Here is a 20,743-nt window from a genome sequence, read left to right as displayed (position 1 = left end):
CAGGCGAAAGCACAAGCGGAGGTGCAGCGGGTGTCGGTCGCCAATCTTCGCGCGGAGTATCGCGAGAAGAAAGCGCAAGCCGATGCCTTGGCTCTCGTGCCGGCCGAGTTGGCAGCGAAGCGTGTCGAGATGCTCGCCATCACGGATGCGGCCGCGCAACTTCGCCGTGCGTTGCAGGCGGCGGCAGAGCTTGCTGCCACTAAGCCATTGCTGGATGCCGCCGTATCGGGACTGGAGGCGGCGCAAGCAGAACTGCGCTCGATCACTGAGGAAAGTACGGCACGAACCGCGAAGTACCAGTCTGAGAAGACGCGTACGGAAGCGGAGCTTGTCCGCATTACCGAGGAGGTCGGGCGACTGGCCGCCGTCGATGTGACCGCCGCGATTGCGAAGCTGGACCGTGACATCGCAGCGAACCGGGAGACCGTCGCGGCACTTGATGGCCGAATCGAGCAATCGATCCGCTCGCAGAGTGTCTTGCAGGCCGAAGCGGAAGCGCTGGCGTTGGAGTTGGAAAAGTTTTCGGCTACGCAGTCGCGTGCCGATCGCCTCTCCGACGAGATCGCGCGGTGGAAGCTGCTCGCTAAGGGCCTGGGCAACGACGGCGTGATCGCGCTGACCATCGATGACGCAGGCCCGGCGCTCACGCATACCGTCAACGAGCTACTCCTGGCTTGTTACGGCATGCGCTTCACGGTTGAGATCCGCACGCAGCGCACGCTCGCGAGCGGTGAACTGCGAGAGGGCTCCGAGATCCTCGTTCACGACGCCGAGTCCGACAGCAGCAAGTCGGTCTCTGTTATGTCCGGCGGTCAGAAGGTCTGGATCAACGAGTGCCTCACGCGGGGCATCGCGCTGTATCTCGCGCAGAACACTGGTCAGCCTTATCAGACCTTGTTCAGCGACGAGTCAGACGGCCCGCTCGATCCGGAGCGCAAAGTGCAGTTCATGCGAATGAAGCGTGAGGTTTTGCGCCAAGGCGGGTATCAGCGAGAGTTTTTCATCTCGCAGACGCCCGACCTTGTCGCGGAAGCCGACGCGGTCATCGACGTACAGGCGCTTGCCGCCTGAGTTTTTCATCAACCCTTGTGGGGAGTTGCCCCGCAAGGGGCGCTTCTCGTTTCCCTCCTTTCTCGCGCCCTACGGCGCTATTTCAAATGGCAAACCTTTTGATGCTGCTGCTTGCGGCAGCCGGTAGTCCGTCTCACTCGAACGCGGTGCCTCACCAGCCACCAGCGCAGCAAGCCGCACCGGCTACTGCTCAATCGCAGCCGCCGCGCCCGCCGTACCTGCGTCGCGCATCCGCGTTCGAAAACGGCCGTCTGCGTCGCATCTGACACCGGCTTTTTGTCTTTCACTTCTTGACCGGAGCCTTCCATGGCCTATTCCTGCACTGATTTCGTCGACGACGTACTCAACGACATGGTGATCCGAAGCTGGATCAAGCCCGAGCAGTACGGGCCTGACGACCCGCAAGCTCAGTGCGATGCGGTATTGGGCGCAGTCGGCGACGCGGATGTATCGCTTCGTCTCGCTGCTGACGCCAAGCAGTTTCATGCCGAATTGCTCGACGCGGTCGAATCGCTCACCGGCGTCGCTGAGCAGCACGGCGCGCTCGCCCTCGCCCTCGCGAATGTCGTCTATCTACAGACTGCGATTTTGAAGGGCGGGGTAATCGAGCTCACGCGCGGTGAAGCGGAGAGCTTCGCTTTCGTCAGAGACCTGCCCTCGGGCGATCGCTGGTGGCAGAGCGTAAAGGTGAGTGTCGAATAGCCTTTTACCTTTTTTCATTCCTTAACCCTTGCGGGCAAGCGGCCCCGCAAGGGTCGCTCCGCGTTCTTTTTGTGGAGTGTTGTTATGTTTGAAGCAGCCAAGCTGGGCGCATCGCCCGAGCGGTTTCCTAACCTCGAAGCGGCGATTTGCTACATCGCCGGCACCGCGACGCACGCGGGTGAAGTTCGCCCTTGGGTCCGGAACGTCGATACGAACGCCTTCCTGATCTTCGGCGGCAGAGTCCAACCCCAAAACGGGGTGCGCCAATGACGCCGCCGTGGCTGGAGCAATACGCCAGTGGCCATAAGACCGGCTACGCGCAAGCCTTTATGGCCTACGCCTCCTACTACGGAGTTGATGGATCTGCCGATGACGATCCGGGAAATCGAAGAACGGATCGCCATGCACCGGCAGCCGATCGTCGGTTACGCCAGTCGCACCGGCACCCGCCGCAACCTGGCCGCATTGCAGGGCGCGGACTGGCGCTTGTTGGTCTCGGCTAAGGGCGAACTGCGTACCGAGGGCTTTGCGCGCTATGCGTTGGATAACGGCGCATGGACGGCCTACCAGCAAGGTCAGCCTTTCGATGAGCACGCGTTTTCTGTCGCCGTCGAACGGCTCGGGGAGCGGGCCGACTGGTTTGTCCTTCCGGACATCGTCATGGGCGGCATGGCCTCGCTCGACTATTCGCTGAAGTGGCTCGAGCGCTTGCGCGGAATGCCATGCCGGATGCTGATTGCAGTTCAGAACGGTATGCAGGTCGACGACCTTGCGTCGCTTCTGTCCCCCGCAGTCGGCATCTTCGTCGGCGGTTCGACGGAGTGGAAGGAGCAGACGGCGCACGTGTGGGGGTCCCTCGCGCGACGGCGTCACTGCTACTTGCACGTCGGTCGCGTGAACTCGGCGCGTCGTATCCGCATTTGTGCGGCCGCCGGTGCTGACAGCTTCGACGGTACCAGCGTGAGCCGGTATGCGAAGACGCTTCCAGGGCTGGATCGCGCAACGCGGCAAGCCGACATGTTCGCCGCAGCGCACGACGGCCTTGAAGAGGCGCAACGTGCGACGGCTGACCTTTTGATTTGACTTGAACCATTAACCCATTCGGGAGCGAATCCCGAATGGGTCGCTCCTATTTTCTTGGAGCGAAAAAGATGGAACAGGAAATTGTTTCGAAGATGGAAGCTGCGATCAGCGTCATGCAGCGATACATCGAACTTGGGCATAGCCTGAGCTGCGCTTATTCGGGCGGCAAGGACAGCACGTGTACTCTGGTGTTGATGCTCGAGGCGATTCGCCGTGCCGGCGGCACGACGATCACCCACCATGTTCAGTCGGCCGACACGACGATCGAGAATCCGACAATCGCAAACTTCTTGCACTCAGTGTTGGACGAGCTGCAGTTGTATATCGAAGCGTCGGTGTTGCACGTACAGGTTCATATGACGACACCTTCGTTGGCAAGCCAGTTCGTAGTGTCGACGATTGGACGTGGAACGTTGGTACGCACACCTGAGAATGGTGTGCGTGATGGTAGACGGACTAGGGCGTGCGGACGAGTGGAAGGTACGGCCGGGAGGTCGGCTTCGAACACTGCTTGAACGCCGGGCGGCAGATGACGGTGCCCGCGAAGTTATAACGGTGTTGGGGCTGCGCAGGGACGAAAGCGCCTCGCGGGCGGTAGCAATGACCGAGCGACGCGACAGCGCCGATCATGCGGTTAGAAGCAGAACCGGGGCGCTGACCATCAGCCCAATGAGCGAATGGACGTCTGATGACGTGTGGACGATGCTCGCGCTGCTGGCGGATGCTCAAAGCCTGCCGTTTCCATCGCCGTTGATGCCACGCACGATACACCGCCTGTCCGAGATTTATCGCGCAGGTAACGGTGGAACGTGTGGTGTCGTGGTGGGCGACTCGGGCGCGAGGGCTTCCTGTGGGAGCCGTTTTGGCTGCGCCATTTGTTGCGTCAGCGGCGATCGCGACAAGTCGCTCGAGGCGATGATCGAGGATGAGCAATACGGGCATCTTCGACCGCTGAACGACTTCCGCAACTACCTGCTCGCAATCCAGTGGGACACGTCGCGCCGGGAGTTGGTAGGGCGTTCGCTGAGTGATGCGGGATACACGCGCATCCAGGCCGACACCTATAGCTATGCGACGCGCATCGATTTGCTGCGCAAGCTGCTGAGTATCGACGCCGCCGAGCGAGATCGTGCAGAGGCGCACTCTGGCGCACTGACGACCGGTTCGATTCCCGACACCGAAGAGAACCGGGTGCTGTGCGAGCCGCAGTTCGAGTTCGTGACACCGCAGCAGTTGGTGGCCATCGACTTTTTCCTATCCATGCATCACTACGCGCCGCATGCGTTTCCGGCGCTTGCGGTCTGGCACGACGTAAATGTGTTGGGGCGTCGCTATCCAATCCCGACGCTCGAATCCCTGCCGAAGAAGGATATCGTGCTGCACGGCTGGTATCCGGTGGGTCAGTACGACAAGGAAGCTCCGGTGACAGGGTTGCGCTCGTTCGATGCCGAGCAGTGGAATCCGTACCGGCATCCCGGTCGGCCCGGTTCGATACGCGAGGACGACAGGCGGCGAGCAGACGGTGTATTTCGAGGAGACTTCGCAGTTCGACGTCGATGTGGAAGCAGCGTGTTTGTTCGTCACGTGCACGTACGACACGGCGTTCATGCTGGACACGCAGCATCGCGACGCGATCGATTCAGCGCATTTCTGGCTGAACGAGGGCATCGTGAAGTTGCCGACCGGCATGGCCCAGCGGTATCAGGACATGGCCAAGCGGGGGCAGTACTTCTCACGACTCGCTCAGCGTCTGAACCTGACGCCGGCCGAGCTGGATGCGCATCTGATCGCGAACGCCATTGGCGGCGACGCACACGACGCGCTGTTGGGATTCGACCCGACGCAATTAAGCCTTTTTGCTGAAGCGGCCTAGCCGCCCATTGCTTTGTGAACACGTCCCGGGGCTAAAACCCTGGGACGTTTTTTTTTCCGAGATCGTAATCGTCGAGATTTGGCGCTGGCAGCGTCTCCCCCGGGTTCACGCCCAGCAATTGCATGGCGCGCAGGATCGCCGCGGTCTCCCGGGAAAAGTTCAGGGTGACTGGCTCGCTGTCGTCCAATAGGACCATCGCCCCCGAATGAACGCTGAGTGCGTGCAACGCCATGTTTAACGCACGGGCGATTTCGCCGTCGCGCGTCTTTTCGTTGAAGACGGGGTTCATTGCTTCCTCCGTGGGGCGAATCGCACCTTCTGTCGAGCACGCGGCGTTCCGCTGTCGGCTTACATTGGCCGACCACCGCCCGGACGCAACACGACGGCTCGAAATGACGGAGAAACAGGAACAAAATGCGTAGAAGACTCCGATATAAGCGATGTATGACCCAGCACGATCGTTGCTAAGCGATCGTAGATAGCGCTCGAAGGCTTTGATAGTATGAAAGTGACCATTGTTTCCCATGAGAATCCTTCGCCGGGGTCGGCGGGCGAGATTCACCGGTTGCGTTTCGAAACGAGCGGCGGCAAAGGCTTGCACAAAACCCACTCAATCTCGCTGCGCACTGCCCGCGTGATCGTGGAAAGCAATCCTCCCGACGATGCACTCACCCGGATGCTGTGGGCGATTGTTAGTGCTGCGAGCACCGACTACGACGATCTAATTGGAAAAACCTACACGGATGACAATGACGCTCCCAATGCCGGACAAGCCGCAGGCCGTAGACGATTCAGCGCTGAAGATCGAGTACGGTGACGGGACGATCGATTCTCGGCCTAAGCGAAGCGGCCACCACTGGCACTCATGGTGCGAGGTTGAGCGCAAACCGACTGAAGACGAGGCCGACGGCCAAATCTTCCACTTTTCCGATATCGGCTATTTCGACACTGAGCGCGCGGCGCATGACCGCGCCATCGCATGGGCGAAGGCGTGGATAGAAGAGAACTTCTAGGAGGGGTTGCCTAGTACGGGCGAGGACTTTGCGCAGGGATTGGGCGATACGCTTTGGGTATCGCGCTATGACGGTCAGTGATGGACCGGTGGACGAGGTGGGCGTCCGGCCCAACGAACATGCTGGATGGCGCATTGAGATTCTCGATGCCGACAGACGGGGAGGGGTCTTTGTGACGATCGTGGCTCAAAAGCAAGAGGCGCTCGACCTCGCCGCGCAGCTTTCTCCTCAAGCGCAGATTCGCGTTGTCGATGATCCTCCCGTCAGCACATGAAAAAGCGCTCCATGAGCGGAGGGGGGCGAACCGCTGATGAACCATTGCCGGAGTCGATCGCTCCGCAACTAGCGACGCTCGCGCGCCGGCCGCCCGCGAGCGGCGACTGGCTCTACGAGATCAAGTTCGACGGCTATCGGCTGATGTGCCGAGTCGAGCAAGGCACAGCAAAGCTCATCACGCGCGGGGGACACGACTGGACAGAGAAGATGCGCACGCTGGCGACCGCTATCGACGGATTGCCGGTCGAAAATGCGTGGCTTGACGGGGAGGTGGTGGTGCTCACCGAGAGCGGCGTCCCCGACTTTCAACGCACTACAGAATGCGTTTGACCGCCGCAGCACGGCGCAACTGACCTTTTTCGCGTTCGACATCCCGTTTCTCAACGGACGCGATCTGCGGGAAGTGCCGCTCTCCCAGCGCAGAGAGCTGCTCGGCGAGTTGATCGCCCAGACCTCAAGCGAGCGCGTCCGTTTCAGCGAGTCATTCACCGAGGACCCGCAATCGCTGCTCGCGTCCGCGTGCCGCATGCGGCTCGAGGGCATCATCGGCAAACGCCCCGATGCGCCATACCGTTCCGGTCGGTCGACCGATTGGATCAAGCTCAAGTGCCTCCAGCGCCAGGAGTTTGTCGTCGGCGGCTATACGCGTGTGGCGGGCGCGAAGAGCGGGATGCGATCGTTGATGCTCGGCGTGCACGAGCGAGACGGCAGTCTGCGGTTTGCGGGTACCGTAAAAGCGGAACTGAAGCCGCGCACACTCGCCGATCTGGAAAAGAAGGCGGTCAAGCTCGTTCGCGACGATCCGCCTTTCTACAATCCACCCCCGCGCGAGAAAAATCGCGACTTCGTGTGGCTGGCGCCCGAACTCGTCGTTGAGGCGTCGTTCCTCGAATGGACGCCGTCGGGCGAGGTTCGCCATCCCGTCTTCCAAGGCATGCGAGAGGACAAGCCCGCGACAGCAGTGACCGAAGAGACGGTAGTGGACATTGATGAACCGGAGAGCCTGCCCCAAGCGAAGGGAACCACGCGGGTCTCACCGGGCCGCGCCGGAACGCTCGTAATTGCAGGCGTGAAGGTATCCAACTCCGAGCGCATCATTGATGACGTGACGCGCATGAAGAAAATCGATCTGGTGCGTTACTACGATGAGATCGCGGAATTCGCGTTGCCGTACCTGAAGGATCGGCCCGTGTCGCTGGTACGCGCACCGGAAGGCATCCACGGCGAGTTGTTTTTCCAGAAGCACGAGGAGCGATCGAAGATCCCCGGTATCACGCGGCTACCGGTCGAGATGCACCCTGGCCACCCGCCGCTGCTGGTCGTCGACCGTCACGAGGCGCTCATCGGCCTCGCCCAGATGAACGTCGTCGAGCTGCATAGCTGGAACGCCGTGCAGCCCGACCTAGATCATCCCGATCGCTTCATCCTCGACCTTGACCCTGACCCCGAGCTCTCATGGCAGATGATGCTCGATGCGGCGACGCTATCCAAGGTGTTGCTCGACGAGATCGGACTCAAGAGCTTCATCAAGACGAGCGGAGGCAAGGGCTTTCACATTGTCGTGCCGCTCACGCGCCGGCAGGGCTGGGAAGAGGTCAAGTCGTTCTCGCAAGCAGTTGCACGCTACATGGCGAAGCTAATGCCAGAGCGTTTCTCCGCAGTGCTCGGTCCCAAGAATCGCGTCGGGAAGATTTTTATCGACTATCTGCGCAATGGAAAAGGTGCGAGTACGGCGGCTGCATTTTCTGCGCGCGCTCGCGCAGGCATGGGCGTCTCGATGCCGATCCACTGGGACGAACTGAAGGACGTGCGTGATGCGGACCAGTGGACGATAAAGAAGGCGGCGCAGCGAATGCATTCCCTGCGAGCCGATCCGTGGGAAGGTTATCACCGCACCCGACAAAGGGTTTCAGCGGCGATGCGTCGCGCCGTAGGCATGAAGTAGCGAAGAGCCAGTTCCCGAAGGCAGCGACCGGGCCACAACCTGCCGTTGAGCGAGCAGGGAAAGGAACTTGACTGAATGAAGTTCAGCACACGGGCGTCTTGTCTTGCATTCTCTAAGCAATGGCGCGACTACAATGCGGCGTTATTAGCTTGCAGCGCCCGCCAAAATGCGATTCCTAAATCCCTTTCCCGGCAAACCCTCACCCTTGAACGTATCGGGGTTGTTTCTCTTCGACCCATCCGTTCAGTTGAAGCTCGACGGCATCCCGATACGCGCTGCGCTCGAGGAGCAGGTGGGCGCCGCGCTGTACAAGCGGCTGGACCGGGCGGCGAAACGGAACACCGTCACCACGGCACTTGCTGGCGAATTCCTAGATGCGCTATCCGATACCGATAATCCGGTCCTCGCGACACTTCGTTCTGCTTGCGCGGGCGATCCCGAGGCCGCCGCTGTAATGAGCGCGATGGGGCCGTGGGAGACATTCTACGCAGGGTTCACTGACCCACCGGGTTATTGCCGTCGGTATCGGATTGCGCTCGAGCGGGCCTGCAGGCAGCCGACGGAGGCGCTCAGACGTGGCGAGTTCGGCGTAGCAGTAGCGCAACTACTGGATGAGCCTCTGGCGAACACGCTGCTCTGGCGAGAGGCAGTCGAGGCACTTGACGGGGCGACTGCCATCCAACAACTCTTGCCGCTACAGTTTGCGGGCGCGATGGAGGCGGAGTTGAGCAGCCTCGCCGCGTTCGACGTGCAGATTCAGCAGGAGGAAGGGAGGGAGGCCTCGCTGTTTTCTGTGCTACTGCCAGAGGAGGGATCCTCGCTTAATCCCGCCGCGTTGTTTTTCCGCTGGGTGATGCGAGGTGTCGGCGCGGCGTCGATGAGCGAGCTTGTGGATGACTTGCAACGCAGTGGCCGCCCGATACACCTTGTCTCTCTCAAAAACTGGCATCGCGGCGCGCGCATGCCATCGGTTTCGTGGCTAAAGCTTATTATCTCGCTGAAGCCCGAGCTTGCCCGTGGATATGAAATCGGAACTCTGTATTGGGCAGCGAAGCTTCTAATGCTGCTTGCCTACTACGGGACGCTGTGCGCGACCCGCAGCTCGAGTGCCATACACGAGTACCCGGAACTGCCAGAGATACGCACGCGACTTCGGCCGTGGCCCGCGTTCCCGCACGCCTACGTGGACTTCGGCGAATGGGCTCGGGCACGTTATCCAACGTGGCTGGCGTACCACAGTGCCCGAATCGAAACGTCGCCTACTTATTTTTTTCCGCCAGCCGGCGGGGGCGGCGGTGTGCGCCCGGGGCGCGTCGGCGCATTGTCACGGCCGACACCTGACGGCATTCCGGGCTTCATGCTCGGCTTACCGCCAGGGCCTTTCCCGGGCTGACCTGACGGCTTGGTGCCGCCGCCGTTACTGGCCTTTCCTGCTTTGCTCATGCGACTTCTCCTAGTGATGTCGCCCAATCGCGACGGGCAAAGTATCGCGCCCGGCGCGCCGGCACTCGGTAGCGAGGTTTGGACAGTCCGTCGCGCGCTACGACGGCGATGGTCGTCCCTTGTGGTTCGGGAAGCGGCCATTGCGATTGTGCAAGTTGGACGGCTACTGAGGGTCGATAGCTGAAAGTCAGGACCCGCTTTTGCGGTTGTCGGACCTCTCGTTTTTGACTTGCGCGCGTCTCACGTCCGCCCGACCGTTGGAGAACTGGGAATGTTCGGTCCAAGCAACAACCGCGGCCTCCATCTGCAACTTGAATTCGACTGCGCGTTCGACGGATGCGACTGTGTCGACTTGCTCAGCGATGTCTGTCGGGATATCGCCGCCCGCGACGAACACCGCCTTGCCGGTGACTTGCCAATCTTTCCTCGTGCCGTGGCATGTGAAAAATAGGCTGAAGCCGGTTTCCGACATCGGTTCATCCAAGGTGGCCTCGTCCGCCGAAACCAGATTGACCGACGAATGCGGGTCAAAAGATGCGGTCCACAGCGTGGCGACGTCGAGCCGATCGGTGCCGAGGAGTTGTCCGGCACGGTCGAAACCCTCCCGCACCTTCGTAACGGTGCACGACAGAGGATCAATAAGGTACGACCGGAACATGGCGCCTCCTCACCAGCGATGATTGCTGGGGGCTTGGTTGCCGGCGGCGCCCCGGACACTGCTGGGTCGCCGCCAGACATTCGCGTCCTACTCGTCGCCGCTGCCGAGCTCGCTGTGCTTGTGCGAATGGGTCGCTGCGTGAACCAGCTCGTAGTGTGCTCCTTTGCCACTTCGGGTGGGCGGAAAGTGCTCGCCCTCGACGCAAGTCACCTCGAATGCCGTGGCACCGTCGCCTTCCTTGACGACCTTGTAGATTCCTGACGTCTGGACCGTTTCGCCCGGCTTGTGTTGTTCAGCCATGTCTTTTCTCCTTAGGTTACGAGCAGTGACGGGCGAAGCAAACAGCGTTCCGGCCGATTAGTCGCGCCGGTGAAAGTAGCGGTCGAGTAACACCGTCGCGCTAGTGCCATGGAGAATTACCGAGAGAACAATTGCCGCCAAGACGATCGGTCCGATCTCTAATGCGATCGGTTTTCCGGCTTGTTCGAGACAAAAAAGAAGGTAGTAGAACGCGCTTACGCCGCGTAGTCCGAGCCAAGCGGACAGGAAACGCTGGTGGGAGTCCAACGAAGAACCGATGAGCGTCAGCGTCGTCCCGATCGGGCGGGCAACGAGAAACAGAAACAGGACCGGCCAGATCACGTACCAGTGCAGCATCTCTCGCCAATGCGCAGAGACGACGCTGCCGATGAGCAGCATCAGACCCAGTTCAATGAACCGCTCCATCTCGACCGAAAAGCCCATCATCGACTCGACCATATAGGCGTGTGCCAGTTCGGGATCTTTGGCGGCTTCTTCGCGCTTACCACGTTCGACTTCTTCCAACGCCTCGCTCGGCGCCTGGTCGCCGGTGGCCTTCATCTCCTGCCGTCGCACCGCGACGCCGGCGACGAACACCGCGATAAACGCATAGCCGTCGACGATGAGCGTCGCACCATAGGCAAGGGCGACCAGCCCGAGCGCCAAAAATCCTTCCAGGCCGAGCGCGTGGTCGTAGCGGGTCCGCAGCCTTGTGACAAGGGCGACGACTCCGGTGCCGAAAGCCCATCCGATGATGGCAGAGCTGGCCAGTCCCCACAGGATCGCGAGAGCAAAAGTCCATGGATTGTCGCTGCCAAGGCTATGCACGCCGCACAGCGCGAGTGCAATGAAGACCATTGGAGAGGCCGCGCCGTCGTTGAGACCTCCCTCCGATGACAAGGCGAAACGCAACGGTTCATCGTCGCCCGCTTTCTCCACACGCAGTTCGTTGGCCAGCACCGGATCGGTCGGCGCCAGCACAGAGGCGAGGAGGAGGGCAGGACCGGCGGCGAGACCAAGCCCCCAGCGTGCAGCCACGAACATGACCGCGATTGTGATGAGCATCGCGGGACCGGCAAGCCGCAGCGTCAATCTCCACAGTGAGTCGGTGAGTTCGATTCTCAGGTACATCCCAATCGCAAAGAGCGATACGACAAGACCGGCTTCGGTGAGAATGCGCAGGAGGTGGACGTCTTTCTCGACATTGGGCGTGAGTAGCCCGATGCAGGCCGGGCCCAGCACGAATCCAACTGCGAGGTACACCATCGCGCCGGTCATCGGCAGGCGCTCGACGATCTTCCTCCCGACCGCCATCAAAACGAGTAGCGCGCCAACGATAAGGAACCACACCGCTTCAATGGTCAATGCGGCCTCGTCTATTCTTTTTGCAGTCTGCGAAACGAATTGAAGTGGCGAATCGCCTTGGTTGCCTCGCCAAGCTCCTCATGAATCCGGGCGGCATTGAAATGGGCATCTGCGAAGTCGGGCGCGCGGGCGATACAAGCCTGATAGGCTTCGAGCGCCTGCCGCAATTGGCCGGAGTCTTCAAATGCGACACCGATATTGAATTGCAATACCGGATCGTCCGGTCGGAAGCGAAGGGCGTCTCGGTAGACCGCGATCGCATCGGAGTATCGCTCCGCCTCGAAAAGGATGCAGCCCAGGTTGAGCGACGCATCCGTGTAATCGGGCGCCGCTTCGAGCGCATCGCGGTAGGCCGCCTCCGCGGCATCCAAGTCCGCGTCCTCGAGCGCGCGAGCTCGAAAGAACAACTCCTCGGCGGTCTCCTCGTACTTCTGCTGTCGCGGTTGCGCCAGCGAGGCGACTTCGCCGCACGCGGGGCGCGGCTCGAAGTCGAGCATCAACTGGCCCGATTCGGCATCCCATTCGCGGCTGGCGCCGTCACGCACGGCGACACGCGCACCCACTGCAGCAATTCGAACACCGGTGAGCGAGCCTTCTCGCGCCCAACTTTTTTCAAGGTGGCCGAGCGCGCGAACGATCTTCATCGGCGAAACGCCGGCGACTCGCAGCGAATGCGCGGTGCGCAGCATCACAACGTCCTGGAAGCTGAAACGCCGCTCGCGCCGCGCGCCGGCCGAGGGAGAGATGAAACCCGCCGAAATGAGCCGTTCGACGACGCTGCGCGAGATCCCGAGCATCCGCTGGACGTCGCGCAGGCTGTAACCGCTGTCGCGCATTGTCACTTTCGAGTGCCGGTCTTGCGTGCGGGCGCCGGTTGCTCGTCGGTCGTGGCACGGCGCACTGCGCGCCTCTTCGTCGGAGGCGGCGTTTCGGCGATCTCAACGGGCTTCGCAGCTTTGCCGGCCGCGGCGCGCGGGGCTGCACGGCCCTCCGCTTGTGGCTTTTTCTTCAGGCTGGCGCGAAGCGCTTCGACCAGATCGATCACTTGTGCGCCCGGGTGCTCGATGTTGGGCGCGGCGGTGATCTTGTTGCCCGCGATCTTCTTGTCGATCTCGGCGAGAATGCGCTCCTTTTCTTCGTCCTTGTAGGCTGCCGCGTCGTAGCTGTCGACGCGGTACTGCTCGATCAGTTGCTCGGCGAGCTGTAGCTCCGTCGGCTGAATATCAGTCTCTTCGATGCCGATATCGGCCTGGGAACGGACTTCGTCGGCGTAGAGCAAGGTTTGGAGGATCAAGCCGTCGTTGCCGGCGCGCACCTGCACCATGTGCTGTTTGCCCTTCCACGTCCATCGGGCTACCGCGCAGGTGCCGCTGTCCTTCATGGCTTGTTGCAGCAACCGGTACGGTTTTCCGCCGCGCTTGTCGGGGGCGAGGTAGTAGGGCTTGTCGAGGTAGATCGGGTCAATTGCCTCCGTCGGCACGAACGACACGATGTCGATCGTGTGGCTTGCGCTTGCTTCCAGCGCTTCCAACTCCGACTTTTCGAAGATCACGTACTTCTCTTTCTCAAACTCGTAGCCCTTGACCATATCGGCGCGCTCGACGACCTTCCCGTCGTGCGGGCAGACGTATTGCTGTTTGAGCCGGGTGCCGCACTCCTTGTGCATCAGGTTGAACCCCACACCTGATTTGCTCTCCGTGGCCGTATAGACCTTCACCGGCACGGAGACGAGACCGAAACTGAGCGTCATCGACGCGATCGAACGGGCAGCCATTAGGAACCTCTCGCGTAGGTTATCTGGCCGGCCACATCTCGCCGCGAGGAGGGCGGCGCAACGGCTAGGCGGCAAGGCCAACGGGCGATTCGTGCAAAATAGGTGCCACGAACTGGCCCGCCGCGCGGCCTGGACCCACGGAGGGCGGCGTCCGGCGGCTCGCCCGCAGTTTGCAATTTCGGCAAAGGAGCGGAAAAGTGTGCACCAGCTACGAGTCTAATCCGAAAGACCGCTTCGACGTCTTCAGCCTGTTTCCGGTCCCGAACTTCGACTACAAGCCGGAAATCTACAAGGACTATGCGGCTGCGATCTTCCGCCGCGTCGACGGTGACTATTCGACTGACGCGGCGACCTTCGGCATGGTCCCCCGCAAGTTCATCCCGCCGGGCGTGAAGGCATTCGATACGATGAACGCGCGGTCTGAGTCTGTGGGGCAAAAAACCAGCTTCCGTACGGCCTGGAACAAGCTGCAGTTCGCCTTGATTCCGTGTTACCGGTTCTACGAGCCGGACTACGAGACCGGAAAGGCGGTGCGCTGGCGCATCGGCATGGCCGATGGTGCTCCGCTCGCCATTGCGGGGCTATGGCGTGATTGGAACGATCCCGCTGATGGGTCGACGACCACGAGTTTCACCATGCTCACCGTCAACGCCGACGACCACCCGCTGATGAAGCGGTTTCATCGGCCGGGGGCCGAGAAGCGGTCGGTGGTGATCATTCCGCCGACCGAATATGAAGACTGGCTGTCGTGCAAGAGCACGGACGAAGCGCGCTCGTTCCTGCAGCTTTATCCGGTTGAGGCGATGCATGCAGAGCCGTTCCCCTTGCCGCCTCGGGTCACGAAGGCCAAGGCGATGCCGAAAGACGATCTCGCACAGGCATCGCTTCTCGCAGATGATGGCGGTTGAACGCCGAGCGCGACCGGAAGCTTCGGTTGCTGAAGTCGGCCACATTTCCGTGGCAAGCGACGACAGGCATCGTCGATTGCACCAAAACGGAAGCCGCGAAGTTGAACTTGACGCTAAATGGTCACAGCATCATTCCGTGGTCAAAGTCCGGGTCCACGACGTAGCAACCAGCGCGGCCGGCAACAGCGATTGGGCGCTCGCGAAGCGAGTACTTGAATGTCTGCCACGTAATCCTTCGTCGTAACAGAAGCCGTCCAACGTTGAATGCGTATTGCATCATCCTACCAATCTACCAGTGAAGGCCGGCGCGAAGCTCCTGCCCCGGCGGCGGCCATAAGACATGCTTCAGGCGCGGCTAGCGAGCGCGCGCTCGATCTTGCGGTCGGTCTTGTACTGGCTCAGCGCAAACACCGACCAGATGGCAGCCGGAATCCAACCGATCAGCGTGATTTGAAGAAGTAGACAGATGATTCCGGCGATCGGACGGCCGATGGTGAAGAACTGGAGCCACGGGACGATGATGGCGAGAAAAAGGCGCATGTGTGCTTCCTGTGATGGTTCGATGAGACCGTGATAACGGCCCACTTAGACGGATCCTAAACTGGGCGGAACGGGGTGCTGCCTTCCGCCCTTTGCTCAATTAGTTGACGCGAAATTTCATGTGTCAAGGCGGTCGTTGCTCGGGAAAAGTTGAATCAGTCAACTCAACGGTCGGATGGCGCGCGGCCGGCGGAAGGAATTTTGAACGGAGAAGCATTGCCGCTTCGTTACGAAAGGTGTGGGATTTCGGGCGTCTTTCCATCGTGCCTCTCGAGGACAAGCTTTCATTTCCTCCAGAGGTGGTCTAATATGTACATATCATGTGCATGTACATAAGGGGAGTAAATGGCTACGGCAACTGAGCGGATCGTTGTCCAGGTAACGGCGGTCCAAAAGCGAGCGATCGCCCAAACTGCAAAGCGGCTTGGTTTGAACGTGAGCGAGCTGATGCGGCAAGCCGCGCAGGGTTTCACGCCGTCCGACGACGAACAGGAAATCCTAGCGCTGGTCGAGCGGGTGAACGCGTCCACGAAGGAAGCAAACGACGCGCTGGATGACGCGCTGTCGTTCGTTGCGGAGTCGAACAAGCGCATTGAAGCGATGGCAGGGGGCAAGCAGTAATGGGTGTGACCGACAAAGTGTGGGATGCGCTGACGACCGTTATCAAGATGAACGACAAGGTCGTTTCGCTGGCGGGGACGGTCAAAGAGCAGCAGGTCAAGATCGAAGGTTTGACGGAGCGCGTGATTCGTTTGGAAGCGACGCTAGACCTTTTGATGCGCGCAAGCGGCGACAAGAAGAAGCTTCCCGGCTTATGAGCCGGGAACCCCGAGGCACTTTGCCGAGCTGGCCATGTCCGGTCACATATCACTAAGACGGCGTCGCGAAGCGAACTAGATGGTTAGCTTCCGATTGCTAGCTCGCCTTCACCAATCCTAGATGTCTGCCGAAAGATGATGAAACCAATAAACATTTTGTCGCTCTTGCAAGCGAAACAATCGTTGCAGGAGGACGCTTTCAACGACTATCTGAACCATTTTGGCATATCGATAAGAGCCGGCGAGATCGAAGATATCAAAGCGTTGGCCGAAGCGCTTATTGGCGTCGGATGCAGTACTGATGCTTTCGACAGCTTTTATGTCGGCTACAAAATCCCGCAAATTGGCAAAGAGTTTGATCTGCTGAGATTTGGCGCGCAATCAATCGTAAATGTGGAGCTTAAGGCTAGTAGCTCGCCAGAAAAAATAAAGAAGCAGTTGTTACGGAACAAATATTACCTTGGCTTCCTCGGCAGGCCCGTAAAACTCTTCACATTTGTTTCGGCGTCGAAGGTGCTCTACACGCTCGACGATGACGAACACCTCGAAATAGTCGAATCTGCCGGCTTGGGAGAATGGCTTACCAAGCAACAGGTTGACGATATTCAACGCCTAGACGAGTTGTTCAATCCGTCAGACTATTTGGTATCGCCGTTCAATGCGACTGATCGATTCCTGAAAGGCGAGTACTTCCTAACTCACCAGCAAGAAGAGGTGAGAAATCAGATTATTGCATCGATTCTGGCATCAAAAGCAACACGATTCTTTTCTATATCGGGTAACGCCGGTACAGGGAAAACTCTCCTGGCGTACGATATCGGGAGGAGTCTTATCGACGACATGAGAAAGGTTTTGGTCATTCACTGTGGGCAGTTGAATAACGGTCATGATGAGCTAAAAAGAAATGGCTGGTCCGTTGTTCCGATTACTTACTATCAGCATTGCGATTTCTCAAAGTACGACCTAGTGATCGTCGACGAGGCTCAGCGACTGCGCCTCAATCAGCTCGAAGACATTGTGGAGCGGATCGGAAAAGCGATGTGTTCGTGCATCTTTTCGCACGACAGACTGCAAACGCTCGCAGCAGGAGAAAAGGCTCGGAACTTAAGCGCGAGAATCGGATCGATCAAGTCTATTGTGTCGTACAATTTGTCAGATAAAATCAGAACGAATAAAGAGATCGCCGATTTTATAAAAATGCTTTTCAATAACAAAAAGACGTTTCCATTAAGTAACAGTGGAAATATTAGAGTAAATTATTTTAATACCGATCAAAGCGCAAAAGCCTACCTCGATGGGTTGAGTGAGTTGAAATGGAAGGTGTTGCGGTTCACTCCATCACAATACGATAACGAACATCATGAAAAGTATTCCGGGGTGCAATATCCGACGTCGCACCGGGTGATCGGGCAAGAGTTCGATGCAGTAGCGGTACCGATTGACGATTATTTCTCATACGGGGAGAACGGTGACTTGGTCTACAAAGGAAAGGCGTATTACGATCCGCCGAGCATGTTGTTTCAAAACATAACGAGAACTAGGAAAAAGCTGAACTTGGTGATCATCAACAACGCAGAGTTGCTTGCTCGGTGCTTGGCGATATTGCGATAAGTGTGTCGGCAGGGAATGCGCCGAGAGCCGCGTGCACTCTCGAAGTTGTCAAGGTGATCGAGACGAGCGGTGCTTTACAGAATGCAACCGACGTCGCTCGGCTTGAAGCGCTGAGGCACCGCGGACGCCGACCTTGCAAAAGATTAGCAAGGGGGGATGAACCTCAACAAAGGGAAACCGGATGGAACCGACTGAACGCTCTTTTGAGCCGATCGACGGTGACGATTTAGCGTTTTTTGCTTCAATCGCTTTTCAGGACCGCGATGATCTCCTCGCCTGATTTTAGCTTAGGCCCGCCTGAGAACGTCAATTGCGGTCCCTTGCTTAGACCGGTGACTCGACCCAGCAATCGGGTGATAAATGAGGCTGCCTCGCTTTGCCTTCAGTGAAAGTTTCGGCTCGACGTTGCTAGGTTACCAAGTAGCGCCGTCATGTCGACCAGTCGATTCGCGACGAGATGCTTTACCTCGCCTTCCTTCTGCCAGACGCCATAGACGCCAAGCAGCGAAGCTCCGAGCGCTTCCTTCCTGAATTTCTCAACCAACGATGGCCAGACGATCACGTTGATCTGGCCGGTCTCGTCTTCCAGGGTGATGAAGAGGACCCCGTTCGCTGTGCCCGGACGCTGGCGCACGGTGACGATCCCGCACGCCTTGGCGAGGCGGCCGTTCCGATAGGTGGCGAGCTTCGACGCCGCGAAGATCTTCTTTTCGTTGAGCCGTTCGCGCAGCAGGGCAAGAGGGTGCCGGTTCAATGTCAGGCCCGTCGAGCGATAGTCGCTGACGATCTCCTGTGCCTCGTTAGGTGCCGCAAGCATCGGCAGTTCTTCCTCGCGCGTCGTAGCGCGCAGCAAGTCCTTGTCTGGCACGGCTGCCACCGCCTGCCACAGCGCCTCCCGCCGATTGCCAGATAGCGCGGAAAGGGCGTTCGCGTCTGCGAGCAACTGCAGGTCGCGACGATCGAGCCGTGCACGGTTCGCAAGGTCGTTGACCGACTCGAAAGGGCGCACCGCTCGCGCGGCTTCGATGCGCGCGGCCGACTCATCGCGCATTCCGCGAATGAGCGACATGCCGAGGCGCACCGGCGCCATTGAGCCGTCGCCTTCGAGGAACGAATCCCAGTTGCTGATGGTGACGTCGATCGGCAGCACGCGCACCTTATGGCGCTTCGCGTCCTGAACGAGCTGCGAGGGCGAGTAGAAGCCCATCGGCTGACTGTTAAGCATCGCGCACAGGAACGCAGCCGGTTCGTGGCACTTCAGCCAGCAGCTTGCATAGACGAGCAGGGCGAAGCTCGCGGCGTGGCTTTCAGGGAATCCATATTCACCGAAACCTTTGATCTGCGCGAAGATGGATTCAGCGAACTCGCGGTCGTAGCCGCGCTCGAGCATGCCGTTCACGATGCGATCGTAATAGTGCTGCAGTCCGCCTTTTCGCTTCCACGCGGCCATTGCGCGGCGGAGCTGGTCGGCCTCGCCGGCGGTGAAGCCTGCCGCGAGCATGGCGACCTGCATCACCTGCTCCTGAAAGATCGGCACGCCGAGCGTGCGAGCGAGCGCCGTTTCCATCTCGGGTGAGGGGAACGACACAGCTTCCAATCCTTGGCGCCGGCGGAGGTACGGATGGACCATGCCGCCCTGAACCGGTCCCGGCCGCACGATCGCGACTTCGATCACGAGGTCATAGAACTGACGCGGCTGCAGGCGCGGCAACATGCTCATCTGCGCACGCGATTCGATCTGGAAGACGCCAACCGTATCGGCGCGGCAAATCATCTCGTACGTCTTCGCGTCTTCAGCCGGAATGTCCTGCAATTCAAAAGGCTCGCCGCGCTGCTTGGCGATCAAGTCGAGCGTGCGCCGGATCGCTGAGAGCATGCCCAGCGCGAGCACGTCGATCTTCAGAAGCCCTAGCGCTTCAAGGTCGTCCTTGTCCCACTGGATCACGCTGCGATCAACCATCGCGGCATTTTCGATCGGCACGAGCCGCGAGAGCTTGCCGCGCGCAATCACAAAGCCGCCTGTGTGCTGCGACAGATGGCGCGGGAAATTGAGCAACTGCGATGCGAGGCTCGCCCACTGCTGGATGATCGGCGTCGACGTGTCGAGTCCCGATTCAACGAAGCGATCAAGGAGGTCGGCACTTGAATCGAACCAGTGATGCGACTTCGCGACCTTGTCGACGATGATCGGATCGACGCCCAGCGCTTTTCCCGAGTCACGCAGCGCGCTCTTGGGCCGGTACGTCGTGACGGCGGCCGCGAGCGCCGCACGGGTGCGCGTGTACTTGCGATAGATGTACTGGATGACTTCTTCGCGGCGCTGGTGCTCGAAGTCCACGTCGATGTCAGGCGGTTCGCCGCGCTCTTTCGAGATGAAGCGTTCGAACAGCATTGAGCTGCGCGCGGGATCGACCTCGGTCACGCCCAGGCAGTAGCAGACCGCGGAGTTGGCCGCCGATCCGCGCCCCTGACACAGAATTCCTTCGTTGCGCGCGAAGCGAACAAGGTCATACACGGTCAGGAAGTACGGCTCGTACCGAAGCTCGGCGATGAGCGCCAGTTCGTGCTCGATCTGCGTTTGCACCTTGTGCGGGATGCCTGTCGGGAAACGGCGATGCGCGCCGATGTACGTCTCTTGCCGGAGATATGCCGTCGGCGTGGCGCCTTCAGGGATCAGTTCGTCAGGGTATTCGTAACGCAGTTCGTCCAACGAGAAGGTGCAGCTGCTCGCAATCGTCAGCGTCTCGGCCAGCGCCCGCTCGGGATAGAGATTCGCGAGACGTAGGCGGGCGCGCAGGTGCTGCTCGGCGTTCTGCGCCAGTTCGAAGCCACATTCGGCAATCGACCGGTTCAGGCGCACGGCCGTCAGCGTATCCTGCAGCGGCTTGCGAGAGCGCACGTGCATGGTGACGCCACCGGTGGCCACGGTCGGGACCCCATGCTGGTCGGCGACATGCTCGACGATGCCGCGATGGATGTCGTCCATCGCGCGAGCGTGGAGTGTCAGCGCCGCCCAGCAACGGCCCTCGAACGTGCGCGCCAGCCATTCCATCTGTGCATCGAGCCGCTCCTCCTTGGCCGGGTATTCCGGCGAAAGGATGATGAGGCAGTCCGGCAAACCTTTCAGGTGCTCATACGGCGCTTCGGGCCGCGCGAGATCGTCGGGCGTCAGCAGGTACGTCCCTTTCGACGTGCGCGTGCGCGCAAGGGTAATGAGTTCCGATAGATTCCCATAGCCGTTGCGATTCATGGCAAGGGCGGTGAAGGCGAGGGCGCGCGTCCCGTTCGGGTTCGTCAACTGGAAATGCGCGCCGACGATGAGCCGGATATTCGCTTCCTTGGCGGCAACATGCGCGCGGACGA

At 59.9% G+C, this 20,743-nt stretch carries 20 protein-coding genes and 2 pseudogenes; 14 read left to right on the top strand and 8 right to left on the bottom strand.

All coding sequences use genetic code 11. The annotated features are described in order from the left end of the window. The 6 genes and pseudogenes from AWB81_RS32370 to AWB81_RS32350 all read left to right on the top strand — a co-directional run. A pseudogene (locus tag AWB81_RS32370) lies at positions 1-1,071 on the top strand (SMC family ATPase); the annotation flags it as partial. A 306-nt stretch (positions 1,072-1,377) separates the two neighbouring features. Further along, a complete protein-coding gene (locus AWB81_RS32365) occupies positions 1,378-1,773 on the top strand; it encodes a hypothetical protein (RefSeq protein WP_062641254.1) in 396 nt (131 codons plus the stop codon). Between the two features lie 84 nt (positions 1,774-1,857). After that, the gene (locus AWB81_RS32360; protein ID WP_062641252.1) at positions 1,858-2,043 is read left to right on the top strand and encodes a hypothetical protein; all 186 of its coding nucleotides are present in this window, start codon (positions 1,858-1,860) and stop codon (positions 2,041-2,043) included. An 87-nt stretch (positions 2,044-2,130) separates the two neighbouring features. Next, positions 2,131-2,856, top strand: coding sequence for a hypothetical protein (locus tag AWB81_RS32355; protein WP_235026017.1), 726 nt, complete (start codon positions 2,131-2,133; stop codon positions 2,854-2,856). Positions 2,857-2,891: 35 nt separating this feature from the next. Next, positions 2,892-3,371, top strand: a complete 480-nt coding sequence (locus AWB81_RS47255; protein ID WP_235026016.1) for a hypothetical protein — start codon at positions 2,892-2,894, stop codon at positions 3,369-3,371. Then, on the top strand, positions 3,289-4,719 hold the full coding sequence (locus AWB81_RS32350; RefSeq protein WP_327372862.1) for a phosphoadenosine phosphosulfate reductase domain-containing protein: 1,431 nt from the start codon (positions 3,289-3,291) through the stop codon (positions 4,717-4,719). The genes AWB81_RS47255 and AWB81_RS32350 overlap by 83 nt, the downstream gene beginning before the upstream one ends. A gap of 41 nt (positions 4,720-4,760) precedes the next feature. Here AWB81_RS32350 and AWB81_RS32345 read toward each other — a convergent pair whose 3' ends face one another. Then, positions 4,761-5,018 (bottom strand): hypothetical protein, encoded by a 258-nt coding sequence (locus tag AWB81_RS32345; RefSeq protein WP_061168007.1) that lies wholly within the window; start codon positions 5,016-5,018, stop codon positions 4,761-4,763. A 213-nt stretch (positions 5,019-5,231) separates the two neighbouring features. Here AWB81_RS32345 and AWB81_RS45030 point away from each other — a divergent pair, with 213 nt between their 5' ends. From AWB81_RS45030 to AWB81_RS32325, 4 genes and pseudogenes are all read left to right on the top strand, one after another. Continuing rightward, positions 5,232-5,546, top strand: coding sequence for a hypothetical protein (locus tag AWB81_RS45030; RefSeq protein ID WP_144444233.1), 315 nt, complete (start codon positions 5,232-5,234; stop codon positions 5,544-5,546). A 263-nt stretch (positions 5,547-5,809) separates the two neighbouring features. After that, on the top strand, positions 5,810-6,016 hold the full coding sequence (locus tag AWB81_RS32335; RefSeq protein WP_062641248.1) for a hypothetical protein: 207 nt from the start codon (positions 5,810-5,812) through the stop codon (positions 6,014-6,016). Positions 6,017-6,027: 11 nt separating this feature from the next. Further along, positions 6,028-7,963, top strand: a pseudogene (ligD, locus tag AWB81_RS32330) (DNA ligase D). A 220-nt stretch (positions 7,964-8,183) separates the two neighbouring features. Then, positions 8,184-9,356 (top strand): hypothetical protein, encoded by a 1,173-nt coding sequence (locus AWB81_RS32325; protein WP_062641242.1) that lies wholly within the window; start codon positions 8,184-8,186, stop codon positions 9,354-9,356. A 237-nt stretch (positions 9,357-9,593) separates the two neighbouring features. Here the strand turns inward: AWB81_RS32325 and AWB81_RS32320 are convergent, their stop codons facing one another. From AWB81_RS32320 to ku, 5 genes are all read right to left on the bottom strand, one after another. Beyond that, positions 9,594-10,064, bottom strand: a complete 471-nt coding sequence (locus AWB81_RS32320; protein ID WP_062641240.1) for a hypothetical protein — start codon at positions 10,062-10,064, stop codon at positions 9,594-9,596. 87 nt (positions 10,065-10,151) lie between these two features. Next, entirely contained in the window at positions 10,152-10,364 is a 213-nt protein-coding gene (locus AWB81_RS32315; RefSeq protein ID WP_062641238.1) for a hypothetical protein, read from the bottom strand. 57 nt (positions 10,365-10,421) lie between these two features. Continuing rightward, complete coding sequence (locus AWB81_RS32310; protein ID WP_087135341.1) at positions 10,422-11,729, bottom strand: cation:proton antiporter; 1,308 nt, start codon at positions 11,727-11,729, stop codon at positions 10,422-10,424. Between the two features lie 11 nt (positions 11,730-11,740). After that, positions 11,741-12,565, bottom strand: coding sequence for a helix-turn-helix domain-containing protein (locus AWB81_RS32305; RefSeq protein WP_062641236.1), 825 nt, complete (start codon positions 12,563-12,565; stop codon positions 11,741-11,743). A 2-nt stretch (positions 12,566-12,567) separates the two neighbouring features. Then, a complete protein-coding gene (ku, locus tag AWB81_RS32300; RefSeq protein WP_062641234.1) occupies positions 12,568-13,503 on the bottom strand; it encodes a non-homologous end joining protein Ku in 936 nt (311 codons plus the stop codon). A 197-nt stretch (positions 13,504-13,700) separates the two neighbouring features. Here ku and AWB81_RS32295 point away from each other — a divergent pair, with 197 nt between their 5' ends. After that, positions 13,701-14,411: an SOS response-associated peptidase gene (locus AWB81_RS32295; RefSeq protein ID WP_062641232.1), complete on the top strand. Its 711-nt coding sequence runs from the start codon at positions 13,701-13,703 to the stop codon at positions 14,409-14,411. 345 nt (positions 14,412-14,756) lie between these two features. Here AWB81_RS32295 and AWB81_RS32290 read toward each other — a convergent pair whose 3' ends face one another. Next, positions 14,757-14,951 (bottom strand): YqaE/Pmp3 family membrane protein, encoded by a 195-nt coding sequence (locus AWB81_RS32290; protein WP_062641230.1) that lies wholly within the window; start codon positions 14,949-14,951, stop codon positions 14,757-14,759. A gap of 345 nt (positions 14,952-15,296) precedes the next feature. Here AWB81_RS32290 and AWB81_RS32285 point away from each other — a divergent pair, with 345 nt between their 5' ends. The 3 genes from AWB81_RS32285 to AWB81_RS32275 all read left to right on the top strand — a co-directional run bounded on the left by AWB81_RS32285 (position 15,297) and on the right by AWB81_RS32275 (position 17,380). Then, the gene (locus AWB81_RS32285; RefSeq protein ID WP_062641228.1) at positions 15,297-15,572 is read left to right on the top strand and encodes a plasmid mobilization protein; all 276 of its coding nucleotides are present in this window, start codon (positions 15,297-15,299) and stop codon (positions 15,570-15,572) included. After that, positions 15,572-15,769: a hypothetical protein gene (locus AWB81_RS32280; RefSeq protein ID WP_062641226.1), complete on the top strand. Its 198-nt coding sequence runs from the start codon at positions 15,572-15,574 to the stop codon at positions 15,767-15,769. The genes AWB81_RS32285 and AWB81_RS32280 overlap by 1 nt, the downstream gene beginning before the upstream one ends. A 138-nt stretch (positions 15,770-15,907) precedes the next feature. Continuing rightward, on the top strand, positions 15,908-17,380 hold the full coding sequence (locus tag AWB81_RS32275; RefSeq protein ID WP_159938969.1) for a DNA/RNA helicase domain-containing protein: 1,473 nt from the start codon (positions 15,908-15,910) through the stop codon (positions 17,378-17,380). A 382-nt stretch (positions 17,381-17,762) separates the two neighbouring features. Here AWB81_RS32275 and AWB81_RS32270 read toward each other — a convergent pair. Beyond that, positions 17,763-20,743 (bottom strand): error-prone DNA polymerase (locus AWB81_RS32270; RefSeq protein WP_062641223.1); only part of this gene is annotated, 2,981 nt, incomplete at its 5' end.

Source organism: Caballeronia arationis (genome assembly GCF_001544975.2).
In the GTDB taxonomy this organism is placed as follows: Bacteria; Pseudomonadota; Gammaproteobacteria; order Burkholderiales; family Burkholderiaceae; genus Caballeronia; species Caballeronia arationis.
Note: the sequence above shows the minus strand (reverse complement) of the source record. Positions and strands in the feature narration are given on the sequence as shown.